This is a genomic window from Streptomyces sp. NPDC037401, assembly GCF_055602345.1.
In genome coordinates this window covers 134,577-148,774 of sequence record NZ_JBVJWO010000009.1, presented here as the reverse complement: position 1 = coordinate 148,774, position 14,198 = coordinate 134,577, and the positions used below count along the sequence as shown (strand labels likewise).

Annotated in this window: 13 protein-coding genes and 1 pseudogene; 7 read left to right on the top strand and 7 right to left on the bottom strand. The window is 71.9% G+C overall.

Annotated elements, in window-relative coordinates:
• Positions 1-17 precede the first annotated feature (17 nt).
• On the top strand, positions 18-1,733 hold the full coding sequence (locus tag ACZ7H1_RS11770; RefSeq protein WP_470785782.1) for a GAF domain-containing sensor histidine kinase: 1,716 nt from the start codon (positions 18-20) through the stop codon (positions 1,731-1,733).
• A 61-nt stretch (positions 1,734-1,794) separates the two neighbouring features.
• Here the strand turns inward: ACZ7H1_RS11770 and ACZ7H1_RS11765 are convergent, their stop codons facing one another.
• Positions 1,795-2,658, bottom strand: a complete 864-nt coding sequence (locus tag ACZ7H1_RS11765; protein WP_470785780.1) for a Cof-type HAD-IIB family hydrolase — start codon at positions 2,656-2,658, stop codon at positions 1,795-1,797.
• A gap of 197 nt (positions 2,659-2,855) precedes the next feature.
• Positions 2,856-3,767, bottom strand: a complete 912-nt coding sequence (locus ACZ7H1_RS11760) for an LLM class flavin-dependent oxidoreductase (RefSeq protein ID WP_470785778.1) — start codon at positions 3,765-3,767, stop codon at positions 2,856-2,858.
• A gap of 259 nt (positions 3,768-4,026) precedes the next feature.
• Between ACZ7H1_RS11760 and ACZ7H1_RS11755 the strand changes: the two genes are divergently transcribed.
• Positions 4,027-4,956, top strand: coding sequence for a class I SAM-dependent methyltransferase (locus tag ACZ7H1_RS11755; protein ID WP_470785776.1), 930 nt, complete (start codon positions 4,027-4,029; stop codon positions 4,954-4,956).
• A gap of 114 nt (positions 4,957-5,070) precedes the next feature.
• Here ACZ7H1_RS11755 and ACZ7H1_RS11750 read toward each other — a convergent pair whose 3' ends face one another.
• Positions 5,071-5,610: an RNA 2'-phosphotransferase gene (locus ACZ7H1_RS11750; protein WP_470785775.1), complete on the bottom strand. Its 540-nt coding sequence runs from the start codon at positions 5,608-5,610 to the stop codon at positions 5,071-5,073.
• A 150-nt stretch (positions 5,611-5,760) separates the two neighbouring features.
• Between ACZ7H1_RS11750 and ACZ7H1_RS11745 the strand changes: the two genes are divergently transcribed.
• On the top strand, positions 5,761-6,507 hold the full coding sequence (locus ACZ7H1_RS11745) for an aquaporin (protein WP_470785773.1): 747 nt from the start codon (positions 5,761-5,763) through the stop codon (positions 6,505-6,507).
• 98 nt (positions 6,508-6,605) lie between these two features.
• On the opposite strand, the gene ACZ7H1_RS11740 is transcribed toward ACZ7H1_RS11745, so the two are convergent.
• The 4 genes and pseudogenes from ACZ7H1_RS11740 to ACZ7H1_RS11725 form a co-directional block, all read right to left on the bottom strand.
• Positions 6,606-7,556, bottom strand: coding sequence for a MerR family transcriptional regulator (locus ACZ7H1_RS11740; protein ID WP_470785771.1), 951 nt, complete (start codon positions 7,554-7,556; stop codon positions 6,606-6,608).
• A gap of 22 nt (positions 7,557-7,578) precedes the next feature.
• A pseudogene (locus tag ACZ7H1_RS11735) lies at positions 7,579-7,725 on the bottom strand (metal-dependent hydrolase); the annotation flags it as partial.
• Positions 7,726-7,760: 35 nt separating this feature from the next.
• A complete protein-coding gene (locus ACZ7H1_RS11730) occupies positions 7,761-9,566 on the bottom strand; it encodes an SDR family oxidoreductase (protein ID WP_470785952.1) in 1,806 nt (601 codons plus the stop codon).
• 2 nt (positions 9,567-9,568) lie between these two features.
• Positions 9,569-10,414 (bottom strand): M24 family metallopeptidase, encoded by an 846-nt coding sequence (locus ACZ7H1_RS11725; protein WP_470785770.1) that lies wholly within the window; start codon positions 10,412-10,414, stop codon positions 9,569-9,571.
• 212 nt (positions 10,415-10,626) lie between these two features.
• Here ACZ7H1_RS11725 and ACZ7H1_RS11720 point away from each other — a divergent pair, with 212 nt between their 5' ends.
• From ACZ7H1_RS11720 to ACZ7H1_RS11705, 4 genes are read left to right on the top strand one after another with little or no spacing between them, the layout of a single operon-like run.
• The gene (locus tag ACZ7H1_RS11720; RefSeq protein WP_470785768.1) at positions 10,627-11,610 is read left to right on the top strand and encodes an ABC transporter ATP-binding protein; all 984 of its coding nucleotides are present in this window, start codon (positions 10,627-10,629) and stop codon (positions 11,608-11,610) included.
• On the top strand, positions 11,600-12,487 hold the full coding sequence (locus tag ACZ7H1_RS11715) for an ABC transporter permease (RefSeq protein WP_470785767.1): 888 nt from the start codon (positions 11,600-11,602) through the stop codon (positions 12,485-12,487). Before ACZ7H1_RS11720 ends, ACZ7H1_RS11715 begins: the two co-directional genes overlap by 11 nt.
• Positions 12,484-13,395 (top strand): ABC transporter ATP-binding protein, encoded by a 912-nt coding sequence (locus ACZ7H1_RS11710; RefSeq protein WP_470785765.1) that lies wholly within the window; start codon positions 12,484-12,486, stop codon positions 13,393-13,395. The genes ACZ7H1_RS11715 and ACZ7H1_RS11710 overlap by 4 nt, the downstream gene beginning before the upstream one ends.
• A gap of 14 nt (positions 13,396-13,409) precedes the next feature.
• Positions 13,410-14,129 (top strand): ABC transporter permease, encoded by a 720-nt coding sequence (locus ACZ7H1_RS11705; RefSeq protein ID WP_470785764.1) that lies wholly within the window; start codon positions 13,410-13,412, stop codon positions 14,127-14,129.
• The last annotated feature ends 69 nt before the right edge of the window (positions 14,130-14,198 follow it).

Sequence of the window (14,198 nt, the reverse complement as noted above, 5' to 3'; positions counted from 1 at the left end):
TAACTAGTCTCAAGGGCATGTCAGTGCAGGAGTCGCAGGAATCCCCCGACCCGCTGGACGCCGCCACCCAGGCGACACGGAGTCTGCAGGGCCTGTCCACCGAGCTCACCGCCCGCGTGCCGCAACTGCTGGAGGCGATGCGTTCGGTCGGCACCGGTCTGGAACTGCACTCCACGCTCGACCGGATCTGCGAGACCGCCGCGGAGCTGGCCGGCGCCCGCTACGCCGCCATCGGCGTCGTCGACACCGAGGGCCGCGGGCTGTCCGACTTCGTCACGTACGGCATCGACGAGGACCGGGCCCGGCTGATCGGGCACCGTCCCGACGGGCACAAGGGCCTGCTCGGCGCATTGATCCGCGATCCCGAGCCGGTCCGGCTCGCGGACCTCACCGGCGATCCGCGCTCGGCCGGATTCCCGCCGCACCACCCGCCGATGAAGACCTTCCTCGGTGTCCCGATCCGGGTGCAGGGCGAGATCTTCGGAAATCTGTACCTCGCGGAGAAGCACGGCGGAGTCGAGTTCAACGACTACGACCTCCACATGGTCCGGGTCCTGGCCACGGAAGCCGGGATCGCGATCGGCAACGCCCGCCTTTACGAGGCCGCGACGCAGCGCGAACGCTGGATCGACGGGTCCGTGGCCGTGACCACCGCACTGCTGTCCGGCGGCGACGCGGACGACGCGCTGGCCGTGGTGGCCGAACAGGCCCGCCACCTGGCGGACTCGGCCGCGGGCATCGTGATGCTCCCGGCCGAGGAGGGCGGGATGGAGATCGTCGCGGTCTCCTCCGACAACCCCGCGACCTCCCTCGGCGTGATGATCCCGGCCGAGAGCCCGGTCGTGGGCAAGCTGATGAACGGCGAGCCGGTCTTCGTGGACGACGCGTCCGGCGACCCGCGCATGATCAGCAGGCTGACCAGCCAGTACGGGCCGTGCATGATGCTGCCGCTGCACAGCGGGGGCCGGGTGCTCGGCGCCCTGGTCACGCCCCGGGGCCGGGGACAGCGGCCGTTCAGCGAGGCCGAGCGGACCCTGGCCACCCAGTTCGCCTCGCAGGCGGCCCTCGCGCTGATGATGGCCGAGGCGCAAAGGGACCGGGAGCGGCTGGCGGTGTTCGAGGACCGCGACCGGATCGCCCGCGATCTGCACGACCTGGTGATCCAGCGGCTGTTCGCCACCGGGATGATGCTGGAGGGGGCCCAGCGCCGGTCGATCGTGCCCGAGGTCCGCGACGGCGTCGGCAAGGCGGTCGACGAACTCGACGTGACGATCCAGGAGATCCGCACAGCGATCTTCGCGCTCCAGCAGGGCCCGGCGGAGGCCCCTTCGGGGCTGCGCACCCGGGTGCTCCGGGAGATCAACATGGCGGCGGTGCCCCTGGGCTTCAAGCCCGCGCACCGCTTCCTGGGCGCGGTGGACACGGTGGTGGGGGAGCTCGTCGGCAAGAACCTCATCGCGGCCCTGCGAGAGGCCCTGTCCAACGCCTTCCGGCACGCCGACGCCTCACGGATCGAGGTGGTGCTCGACGCGACCGCCCGGCTCGCGGACGGGCGTCCCGCAGTCCGGCTGGAGGTCGCCGACGACGGCGTGGGCATCCCGGAGGGCGGGAGGCGCAGCGGCCTGCGCAACCTGCGGCGGCGGGCCGAGTCCCTGGGCGGCGCCAGCTGGTACGGCCCGGGGCTCGGGGACGGCGGCGGCGGGACCACCCTGGTGTGGGAGGCCCCGCTCTAGAAGGTGCCGCGCCGTGCCGCGCCGTGCCGGCCGGGCTTCCGGCGCGGTCCGGCGGAAGGTGTCAGGCGCGGCCTTCGGCGAGGATGCGCTCGATGACCACCGCGACGCCGTCCTCGTTGTTCGCGACGGTGTGGCCCGACGCCGCCGCGATCACGTCCGGATGCGCGTTGGCCATCGCGTACGACGTGCCGGCCCAGGTCAGCATCTCCACGTCGTTCGGCATGTCCCCGAAGGCGACGACCTCGTCGGAGGAGATGCCGCGCTCCGCACAGCACAGGGCGAGCGTGCTTGCCTTGGAGACGCCGAGGCCGCTGATCTCCAGCAGTGCGGTGGGGCTGGAGCGCGTGATGGAGGCGTGCTCGCCGGCCGCGGTGCGGGCCAGCACCAGGAAGTCGTCGGGGGAGAGCTCCGGGTGGTGGGCGAGGAGCTTGAGCACCGGTGCGCCGCTGTCGGCGGGCTGCTCGCGCAGCAGCTTCTCGGCCGGGGCGACCGTGGCACCCGGGTCCTGGTAGAAGGGCGGGTACGTGGGCTCGTAGTTGATCCCGGTGGTCAGCTCGACGGCGAAGGACGTGCCGGGAGCCTGCGCGCGCAGGGCGTGTACGACGGTGAGGGCCACGGAGCGCTCCAGCGGCCGCACCTCGACGATCCTCCGGCCGGCGTGCAGGTCGACGACCGCGGCGCCGTTCGCGCAGATGGCCAGCCCGTGGCCGTGGACGTGGTCGCTGACCACGTCCATCCAGCGGGCCGGCCTGCCCGTCACGAAGAAGACCTCGATCCCGGCCGCCTCGGCGGCGGCAAGTGCCGCCACCGTGCGTTCCGAGACCGATTTGTCGTCACGCAGCAGCGTTCCGTCGAGGTCGGTGGCGATCAGCCGGGGGGCGGGGCGGTCCTGAGGAGCTGCTGTCACAGGGCCATCTTCGCCCATGGGGCCGCCGGGACGGACGTGCGCGTCCGCGCACGGATCCCGCCGACGGTTTCCCTGCTGGATTCCTGCCGTTTTCCGGCCACCTGCCGACGGCCGTGCGTCACCCGCTGGCGGTCCTGTGCCGCCCTGCGGATTCCGTCCACGCTCAGCGTCCACGCTCAGCGTCCACGCTCAGCGGCCGGGCTCAGCGGCCGAGCTCAGCGGCCGAGCTGTGCGAGGCCCTCGGTCGCGATCCGCTCGAAGACCTTCTGGTCGGCGGCGAAGTCCGAGTCGGGGATGGGCCAGTGGACGACGATCTCCGTGAAGCCGAGCTCCGCGTGCCGCCCCGCGAAGTCCACGAACGCGTCGACCGACTCCAGGGGACGCCCGCGGTCCGGGGTGAACCCGGTCAGCAGGATCTTGTCCAGTTCGGCGACGTCCCGGCCCGCGTCCGCGCACGCCTTGCCGAGCTTCTCGATCTGGCCGCGGATCGCCGCCACGGACTGCTCCGGGGTGCCCTCCTCGAACAGCTTCGGGTCTCCGGTGGTCACCCACGCCTGGCCGTGGCGGGCCGCGAGGGCCAGCCCGCGCGGTCCGGTGGCGGCCACGGCGAACGGCAGCCGCGGGCGCTGGACGCAGCCGGGAACGTTCCGGGCCTCCTCCGCCGCGTAGAACGTGCCGTGCCGGGTCACGGCTCCCTCCGTGAGGAGCTGGTCCAGCATCGGCACGAACTCGCCGAAGCGGTCCGCACGCTCCCGTGGGGTCCATGCCTCCTGGCCAAGCGCCGTCGCGTCGAAGCCGTTGCCGCCCGCGCCGATGCCCAGGGTGATCCGGCCGCCCGAGACGTCGTCGAGGGAGATCAGTTCCTTGGCGAGGGTCACCGGGTGGCGGAAGTTCGGCGAGGTGACCAGCGTGCCCAGCCGCAGCCGGGTGGTGGCCGTGGCCGCCGCGGTCAGCGTCGGGATCGCACCGAACCACGGCCCGTCCCGGAAGGAGCGCCAGGAGAGGTGGTCGTACGTGTACGCGGTGTGGAAGCCGAGCTCCTCGGCCCGCTGCCACTTCGCACGGCCCCCCTCGTGCCAGCGGTCGACGGGAAGGATCACGGTACTCAGGCGCAGGGAGGTGTTCATGGGGAAGAGCCTACGTCCGGCGACAGGAGGTACGCCCGGTACAGGCCTGACGCCCGGGGCGGAGCGGAGTCCGCCGATGCCGCCTCCGCGGCCGCTTCGTACACGCGATCGGGGCGCATGGATGGCGTGTGAACAGCACGCGGACGGGCGGGGGTTGGGGAGGTGACAGCGTACGAACATCGCTGCGCGGACCTTGGGCGGGTACCGCGCACTCACTAGCGTCGTTTCACGTGAAACGGTCCGCATCCAGGAGAACTCCATGACCGATGTGCCCCTCCGTGCCCACCCTGCGCGGCGTCTGCTCCAGCCGGTGGTCGACCGGATCGACCGGCGCATCGACCGCCGGCTCCGCGCCGCCGACCGGCAGATCGAGAACCTGCGCCAGGAACTGCGCCGGACGCAGGAGCAACTGGCCGAGCACCACACCCGGCCCTTCTCGTACGACCTGCTGTACGGCAAGGACGGCAGGCTGAACGACCGGATGCCCAGCCGGGAGGCGTTCAAGAAGCTCTCGGACGAGATCGCGGTCGTCGCGGGCCGTCCGGGAGCGTGGACCGAGACCGCGCAGGCGTTCCGGACCCTCGTGGAGCTCGAATCGCGGGGCGTCGGCCGGATCGCCGGATCGACGGCCAACATCCTCGGGAAGCTCACCACCACCCCGCTGCTGGATCCGCCCAACGGGGAGATCTTGGAGATCGGCACCCTCTACGGCCTGTTCGCGGGCGGCATGGCCCGCCAGATCCTGCGCCGCGGCCTCGCGTACCACCTGACCATCGTCGACCCGATCGCCCCCGTGCAGCTCCAGCCGGGGGTGGAGATCAGCCGGGACCCGTCGGGCACGCCCATCAACGAGGACATCGTGCGGGCGAACCTCCGCTACGCCGGGGTCGACCCGGAGCGGTTGCGGCTGCACCGCGGCTTTTCCCAGGACCCGGGGGTGCGCGAGGCGCTCTCCGACCGGCGGTACGGCGTGATCGTGATCGACGGGGACCACTCGGCCGAGGGCGTGGCCCGGGACCTGGAGTGGGCCGAGGAGATCGCGGCTACCGGTGCGATCGTGGTCCTCGACGACTACGGGGACGGCCGCTGGCCGGGGGTCCAGGAGGCGACCGATGCGCACCTCGCGGGCAAGACCCGGATGAAGCTGGTGGGCAGGGTGTCCACGAGCGCGTTCCTCCGCGCGGGCTGAGCTCCCGGCAGATCCAGGGCAGACCGCGGGTAGACCCAGGCCAGACCGCGGGCCCACCGCGGGCAGGGCCGGGGCTGGCCCGGGGCAGCTCCGGGGCAGGCCCGCGTGCGCGCGTCAGGAGAAGCGCAGGAACTCCGGCGGCACTGCGTCCACGAGCCACACGCCGTTGGCGCTGACGTGGAACACGTGGCCGGCGCGGTGCATGGCCCCGGCGTCCACACCGAGGACGACCGGGCGCCCGCGCCGCGCCCCCACCCGGGTCGCCGTCTCGCGGTCCGGCGACAGGTGGACGTGGTGGCGCCGCATCGGCCGGAGCCCCTCGGCGCGGATCGCGTCGAGGACGGCCGCGACGGTGCCGTGGTAGAGGTACGCGGGCGGCTCGGCCGCCGCCAGGCCCAGGTCCACCGCCACGGTGTGGCCCTGGCTGGCCCGGATGCGCGTGCCCTCGACGGCGAAGCGCTTCTTGTCGTTCGAGGCGACGACGTGGTCGAGCTCGGCCCGGGTGAAGGTGAAGCCGTGGGCCGTGGCCGCCGCGAGCAGGGCGTCGATCTCCACCCAGCCCTGGGGGTCGAGCACCAGTCCGATCCGTTCCGGCTGGTGCCGCAGGTGCTTCGAGACATATTTCGACACCTTCACGGTGCGCCGTTCGTCCATGACGCCAGCGTGCCCGCCCGGAGGGGCCGATCACCACGCCTTTTCCCGGGTGTACGACGGTGGACACCCTCTATCGCGCTTCCGAGATGCGGAATATATTTTCCGTTGGCCGTTCGCGCCGTCTCCAGGACCTGCCCGAAGGGGGAACCCATGCCCGCTCACGCCTCGCTGCGACGCCGGGCCGCCGCCGAGTTCATCGGCACCGCGGCCCTCCTCGTGGTCGTCGTCGGATCCGGCCTCCAGGCCGCCGCGCTCACCCGCGACACGGCCGTTGCCCTCCTCGCCAACACCGCCGCCTCCGCCATCGGCCTCGGGCTGATCATCACGCTCTTCGGCCCGCTCTCCGGCGCCCACCTCAACCCCGTGGTCACGCTCGCCGACTGGTGGCTCCGCCGCACCGGCGGCACCGGCCTCACCGGCCGCGAAGCCCTCGCCTACACCGGCGCCCAGACGGCCGGCGCGATCGGCGGAGCCCTCCTCGCCGACGCCATGTTCGGCCGCACCCCCGGCACCCTCGCCACCCAGGCCCGCGACGGCGGCCACCTCCTGATCGGCGAGATCGTCGCCACCGCCGGACTCGTCCTGGTCATCCAGGCGCTCGGCCGGATCGGCCGGCCCCGGCTCATCCCCGCAGCCGTCGCCACCTACATCGCCGCGGCGATCTGGTTCACCTCGTCGGGCTCCTTCGCCAACCCCGCCGGCACCGTCGGACGCAGCTTCAGCGACTCCTTCACCGGCATCGCGCCCGGCTCTCTGCCGGGCTTCGTCGCAGCCCAGCTCGCCGGCGGCGCCCTCGGCCTCGCCCTGTCCGTACTCCTCTACGGACGGGAGCGCGCCCGCCCCGTCGCGACGGAAGCTGCGGCTCCGCTCAACGCGGCATACAAGACCGCCAGTTGATTTCATCCACAGGCCGGGCATCTCATCCACAGCCGATTTGGAGGAGATTGTCGGCGAATGCGCGACCCTTCGCACACCGGCCTGTGGGTAAGTCGGGATCAGCCGTCGCGGCGGCGCGCCAGTTCGTTCATGGTCCGCGCCTGGACCTCCCGCTCCGTCGCGGCCCGTACGAACGCCGCCACGTGCTCCGCGCCCACCAGCTCCTGCACGGCCCGTACCGTCTCCGCCGGCAGCGCCACCGGCGCCGGACCCTGCGGCGCGGGCGGCTGGCCCTGCGCCCCCAGGTGCCGCTGCAGGTGCCGGGTCGCGAACAGCCGCATCGCCCGCGCCAGCTCCGCGTCCACCGTCTGCTGGGCCAGCGGCCGCAGCCGCCGCACCATCGCCGCCGCCTCGGTCGCGGCCGCATCCGTCAGCGGAAGCTCCCCCTCGAAGCCCGCCGGGCCGTGCACACCCAGGTACCGGGCGAAGACGTGCTCGGTCGTGAACTCCAGGAACCGCGAGGCGATGTTCTCCACCTGGCCGCGCAACTCCCGCAGATGGCCCGTGATCGCATGCAGCGGAACGCCCGCCGCATACAGCTCCGCCGCCACCGCCAGCTCCTGTGGACTGGGCACCAGGAACTCGTCCACCCGCCCGGGGATCCGCTCCAGCACCCCCAGCTCCACGGCCTCGTCGACGGCCCGGTCGTCCGGTATTCCGCCGAACAGCTCGTCCAGCTCGTCCCGGGTGATCCGGGCAGCCTCCTCGTCCGTCCACGGCCCGTGCACCTCGGCGACCAGCCCCAGCACCCCGCCCAGCCCGCGGCCCGCGTCCCAGGCCTCCAGCAACTCCTTGATGGAGGCCAGGGTGTACCCGCGGTCCAGCAGGTCGGCGATCTGGCGCAGCCGCGCCAGATGCGTGTCCCCGTACACGTTGGAGCGGCCCCGGCGCTCCGGCCTGGGCAGCAGCCCCCGGTCCTGGTACGCCCGGATCGTCCGCACGGTCGCACCGCTGTGGTGCGCCAGATCCTCGATCCGGTACTCGGCCACTGCCACTGCCTGATCGGACAATCCCACTCCCTAGCCAGAGGCCTTACGACATCGCGGCGCGGGCCACCGCGCCCGCCGCGGCCCGGGCGGCGGGCGACGCCGCCGGGTACGCGACGGCCCTGCGCAGCGAGCCCTCCTGCGAGGGATGGTACGACCGCCGGAAGTGGCGGGGTATGGCTGCGCCGAGCTCGAAGCCCACCCGGCGCGGAGCGATCGCGTGCGCGTTCACAGCTTCGGTTCCAGCCGGGCCAGGGCGCGCAGGGCGCGCGGTGTGAAGCGCGACATCCACAGGGCGCCCCGGGACTCGGGGGTCACCGGCACCACGGCCTGGTTCTTCACGACGGCCTGGAGGATCGCCTCGGCGACCTTCTCCGGCGGGAAGTTGCGCAGGCCGTACAGCCGCGAGGACTTCTGCCGACGGCGCTTCTCCTCGGCTTCGTCGACGCCGGCGAACCGGGTGGTGGCCGTGATGTTGGTGTTCACGATGCCGGGGCAGATCGCGGACACCCCGATCGACTTGCCCGCGAGCTCGGCCCGCAGGCATGCGCTGAGCATCAGGACGGCGGCCTTCGAGGTGCTGTACGCGGGCAGGGCGCGGGAGGGGAGGTAGGCGGCGGCGGAGGCGGTGTTGACGATGTGGCCGCCCTGGCCGCGGTCGGCCATCTGCTTGCCGAAGATCCGGCAGCCGTGGATGACCCCCCACAAGTTGACGTCGAGGACCTTCTTCCAGTCCTCGGCGGTGGTGTCGAAGAAGGAGCCGGACAGCCCGATGCCGGCGTTGTTGACCAGTACGTCGACGATCCCGTACTCGGCGGCGACCTTCGCTGCGAGCTTCTCCATGGCCTGCTCGTCGCTGACGTCGGCCACCTCGCCCCAGGCCTGCGGGGCGCCGATCAGGCGGGCCATCTCCGCGGTCCTGGCCGCGCCCTCCGCGTCCCGGTCCACGGCCACCACCCGGGCGCCCGCCTCGGCGAAGGCGAAGGCGGTGGCCCGCCCGATGCCGCTCGCGGCGCCGGTGACCAGCACGAGCTGTCCGCCGAACCGCTCGGCGTAGCGGGCACCCGCCGTCGCCGCGCGGCCGGCCGTCCCGGTCACGGCGACCGCCGCCCCGGTCACCCCGGGGGTCGCGCCGTCCTCGTGGGCGTCGGCGAAGTCACCGATCCACGCGGCGAGCTGGTCGGGGCGGGTGCGCGGCACCCAGTGCTTGGCGGGCATCGTCCGGCGGAGCAGGTTCGGCGCCCACTGCTCCAGGTCGTCGTAGAGCCGCTCGGAGAGGAAGGCGTCGCCGGTCGGGGTGATCAGCTGGACCGGGATGTGGGCGTACGCGTCCGGGCGCGGGCGGCGCAGCCGGGCGCGGACGTTGTCGCGGTACAGCCAGGCGCCGTGCGCGGCGTCCGAGGGCAGCGAGGCGGTCGGGTAGCCGTCCGCCGGGAGCTTCTCGACGCGCTGCATGATCTTGGGCCACTGCTTGCCGAGGGGGCCGCGCCAGGCGAGCTCGGGCAGCACCGGGGTGTGCAGCATGTAGACGTACCAGGACTTGGCGCCCTGGCCGACGAGCTGGGCGGTCCGGCGCGGGGTGGGCCGCGCCATCCGCTTCTTGATCCAGTGGCCGAAGTGGTCCAGGGACGGCCCGGACACCGAGGTGAAGGAGGCGATCCGGCCCTCGGTGCGCTTGACCGTGGCGAACTCCCAGCCCTGTACGGATCCCCAGTCGTGGCCCACGAGGTGCACGGGCCGGTCCGGGCTGACCGCGTCGGCCACGGCGAGGAAGTCGTCGGTGAGCTTCTCCAGCGTGAAGCCGCCGCGCAGCGGCTGCGGAACGCCGGACCTGCCGTGCCCGCGGACGTCGTACAGCACCACGTGGAAGCGTCCGGCGAGCCGCTCGGCGACCTCCGACCAGACCTCCTTGCTGTCCGGGTATCCGTGGACGAGCAGCACGGTCGGCCGGGACGCGTCCCCGAGCTCCGCGACGCACAGCTCGATCCCGCCGGTCCGTACCCAACGCTCCCGGGCGTTCTCCAGAGCCGCCATGCTCACGCTGCCTTCCCCTCTGCCCAGCGCCGCACGTGCGGCAGGTCGTCGTCCAGCCAGAATGCGCTCTCCTGCGGGTCCCGTGAATCGGTGACCACGAGGAGCTCCTCGAATTTGGCGCCCGTCCCCCGGAAGCCGAGGTGCGGTTCGACCGCCCACAGACCGGGCTGCGGGGGATGGTCGGAGAAGCGGTACGGGCTCCACAGCGGGGACCAGCCCTCACGGTGCCCGTGCAGTGCGTCGCTCGCCAGCCCCTTGAGGGACTGGGTGCCGAAGCCGAACAGGCGCGGGGACCAGCGGCGCTCCCTGACCCGGTCCACCTTGTGCGCGATCACGCCGAAGGGATAGGCGCGGTGCCGGTTGGCGTACCCCTGCCGGGTCATGAGCCGCTCGACGTCCTCGTAGATCCCGCGCAGCGGGCGGCGTTCCCGCACCTCGGCCAGGATCAGGTCGCGGTGCTCCTGGAGGTCGTCCATCAGCCGGTCCTGGACGGGGTTGAGCCCCAGGCTGCCGGAGTACCCGATGTCCGCGGCGTACCCCTTGTGCACGGGGGCCATGTCGAGGATGAAGGGCATCCCCGGCTCCAGCCGCCGGCCGGTCGGGAAGAACTGGAGGGGGATCCGGAAGTCCACGAACGCCGTGCGGTCGCCGAACCAGGCGAAGGGCAGGTGGAACCAGTCCCGCACACCGCGCTCGTACAGCCACTCGCGCTGCATCCGCGCCGCCTCGCGCTCGGTCACCCCCGGCTTGAGGCGGGCCGCGACCGCCTCGGCGCACTCGTACGAAAGCCGCTGTACTTCCCTGAACCCCCGCAGCTCCGCGGAGAGTTCCCTCGTGTCCCCTGCCATGCCAGCCGTCCGTCCGTAGAGCCGTACGCGCCCGTAACTTGACACTGATGAATGTGACAATGCCTGGAGATCACGTCAAGGGCCCTGCACGCACCTGTGGACAAACATGGAGTGCGTAGTTCTCCCGTACGGGTCCGTCAGCCTCAAGGCGTACACCGGACCAGGCACCAGGTCTGACGAATCGGAGCGGTTCCGGCCACTACCTTCGAACCGTGACTGTCATCGCGACCGAAAGCCTGAGCAAGCGGTACACCAAGGTGACCGCCCTCGACCGGCTCTCCCTCGACATCGGCCCCGGCGTGACCGGGCTGGTGGGCGCAAACGGAGCCGGCAAGTCCACGCTGATCAAGATCCTGCTGGGACTGTCCCCCGCCACCGAGGGCCGCGCCGCCGTGCTCGGACTCGACGTCGCCACCCATGGCAGTGCCATCCGGGAGCGCGTCGGCTACATGCCCGAACACGACTGCCTGCCCCCCGACGTCTCGGCCACCGAGTTCGTCGTCCACATGGCCCGCATGTCCGGGCTGCCCCCCACCGCCGCCCGTGAACGCACCGCCGACACCCTGCGCCACGTCGGCCTCTACGAAGAGCGCTACCGCCCCATCGGCGGCTACTCGACCGGCATGAAACAGCGGGTCAAGCTGGCACAGGCACTCGTCCACGACCCCCAGCTCGTCCTCCTCGACGAGCCGACCAACGGCCTCGATCCCGTCGGCCGCGACGAGATGCTCGGACTGATCCGCCGCATCTACACCGACTTCGGCATCTCCGTCCTGGTCACCTCGCACCTGCTCGGCGAGCTGGAGCGCACCTGCGACCACGTCGTGGTCGTCGACGGCGGCAAGCTGCTGCGCTCCAGCTCCACCAGCGACTTCACCCAGACCACCGCCACCCTCGCGGTCGAGGTCACCGACTCCGACACGCACCCGGACGGCACCCGCGCCCTGCGCGACGCGCTGACCGCCGCGGGAGTCACCCTCCACGAGGGCGAGGAACAGGGCCTGCCCGGCGCCGGCCACATCCTCCTCGTCGAGGCCGTGGGCGAGGAGACGTACGACATCGTCCGCGACACCGTCGCCGGCCTGGGCCTCGGCCTGGTCCGCATGGAACAGCGCCGCCACCACATCGCGGAGGTCTTCCGCGACCACGACCAGCAGCAGCTCGCGCAGAAGGGAGCCGGTACCCATGGCGCCTGAGGCCTCCACGCAGATCCACAACATCGGGTACCGGTCTTACGAAGGCGCCCGCCTCGGCCGGGCCTACGCCCGCCGCTCCCTCTACTCGCAGTCCCTGCGCGGTGCCTACGGCCTGGGCCGCTCGGCCAAGTCCAAAGTGCTGCCCATGCTGCTCTTCGCCGTGATGGTGCTGCCCGCAGCGATCATGGTCGCCGTCGCCATCGCGGTGCCCGGCTCCAAGGACCTGCCGCTCAAGTACACGTCGTACGCCCTCTACCTCCAGATGGTCATCGGCCTGTACCTCGCCTCGCAGGCCCCGCAGTCGGTCTCCCGCGACCTGCGCTTCAAGACCGTGCCGCTGTACTTCTCGCGGCCCATCGAGCGCGTCGACTACGTGGTCGCGAAGTACGCGGCCATGGTGTCCGCGCTCTTCATCCTCACCGCGGCGCCCCTGGTGGTCCTGTACCTCGGTGCGCTGCTGGCCAAATTCGACTTCGCGGACCAGACCAAGGGGTTCGCCCAGGGACTGGTCTCGGTGCTCCTGCTCTCGCTCCTCTTCGGCGGCATCGGCCTGGTCATGGCCGCCCTCACGCCCCGGCGCGGCTTCGGCGTCGCCGCCGTGATCGCCCTGCTGGTGATCCCCTACGGCGCCGTCTCGGCCGTCCAGGGCGTCGCCTACGAAACCGGCAACGCGGGCTCCATCGAGTGGATGGGCCTCTTCTCGCCGATCACCCTCATCGACGGCGTGCAGACGGCGTTCCTCGGTGCCACCTCCGCCTTCCCCGGCGGCGACGGCCCCTCCGCCGGAGTCGGCGTCGTCTACCTGCTGGTTGTCTTCGCCCTCATCGCCGGCTCGTACGCCGCCCTGATGAGCCGCTACCGGAAGGCCGGGCTGTGACCATCATCGACATCGACCACGCCTCCCGCTGGTTCGGCAACGTCGTCGCCGTCAACGACGTCACGATGCGGATCGGCCCCGGAGTCACCGGCCTGCTCGGCCCCAACGGCGCCGGCAAGTCCACCCTCATCAACATGATGGGCGGCTTCCTCGCCCCCTCCACCGGCAGCGTCACCCTCGACGGCGCCCCGATCTGGCGCAACGAGGAGGTCTACAAGCACATCGGCGTCGTGCCCGAGCGCGAGGCGATGTACGACTTCCTCACCGGCCGCGAGTTCGTCGTCGCCAACGCCGAACTCCACGGGCTCGACGAGCGCGATGCCCGCCGGGCCCTCGCGACCGTCGAGATGGAGTACGCCCAGGACCGCAAGATCGCCACGTACTCCAAGGGCATGCGGCAGCGCGTGAAGATGGCCTCCGCCCTGGTCCACGAGCCGTCCGTGCTCCTCCTCGACGAGCCGTTCAACGGCATGGACCCGCGCCAGCGCATGCAGCTGATGGAGCTCCTGCGCCGGATGGGCGACGAGGGCCGCACCGTGCTGTTCTCCTCCCACATCCTGGAGGAGGTCGAGCAGCTCGCCTCGCACATCGAGGTGATCGTGGCCGGGCGGCACGCCGCCTCCGGCGACTTCCGCAAGATCCGCCGGCTGATGACGGACCGCCCGCACCGCTACCTCGTCCGCTCCTCCGACGACCGGGCCCTCGCCGCGGCCCTGATCGCCGACACCTCCACGGCCGGCATCGAGGTCGACCACGCCGAAGGCGCCCTGCGCATCCAGGCGGTCGACTTCGGCCGCTTCACCGAACTGCTCCCGCGGGTCGCCCGCGAGCAGGGCATCAGGCTGCTGACGGTCTCGCCCTCCGACGAGTCCCTCGAATCGGTCTTCTCCTACCTCGTAGCGGCCTGAAGGAGCTGGCATCGATGTACAACCCCACGGTTGCCCGGCTCACCTACCGGGCCCTGCTCGGCCGCCGCCGCGCACTCATCCTCTTCGCGCTCCCGGCCCTGCTCGTCCTCATCGCCATCGCGGTACGCGCCCTCACCGGCGTCGACGACCGCGTCGCCGCAGGACTCCTGGGCGGCTTCGCGCTCGCCACGATGGTGCCGCTCATCGGCGTCATCGCCGGCACCGGCGCCATCGGCCCGGAGATCGACGACGGCTCGATCGTCTACCTGCTCTCCAAGCCGGTGAAGCGGCCGACGATCATCATGACCAAGCTGATCGTCGCGATCGCCGTCACCATGGTCTTCTCCGCCGTGCCCACCCTCATCGCCGGATTCATCCTCAACGGCAACGGTCAGCAGATCGCCGTCGCCTACACGATCGCGGCCCTCGTCGCCTCCATCGCCTACAGCGCGCTGTTCCTGCTGCTGGGCACGGTCAGCCGGCACGCCGTCGTCTTCGGCCTCGTCTACGCCCTGGTCTGGGAGTCCCTCTTCGGCAGCCTCGTCCCCGGTGCCAAGACCCTCAGCGTCCAGCAGTGGTCGCTGGCCCTGGCCGAGAAGATCAGCGACCCGGGAGTCATCGACTCCGCCGTCGCCCTGCCCACCGCGACGATTCTCCTCGTCGTCGTCACCCTCGGCGCGACCGCGTTCGCCGGCCAGAAGCTGCGCCGCCTGACGCTGGCCGGCGAGGAGTAGTCCCTCCGGCACCACCAGTCCGTGCCCCGCCCAGTGCATCTACCGGGCGGGGCACGGCTTTGCAGGCCA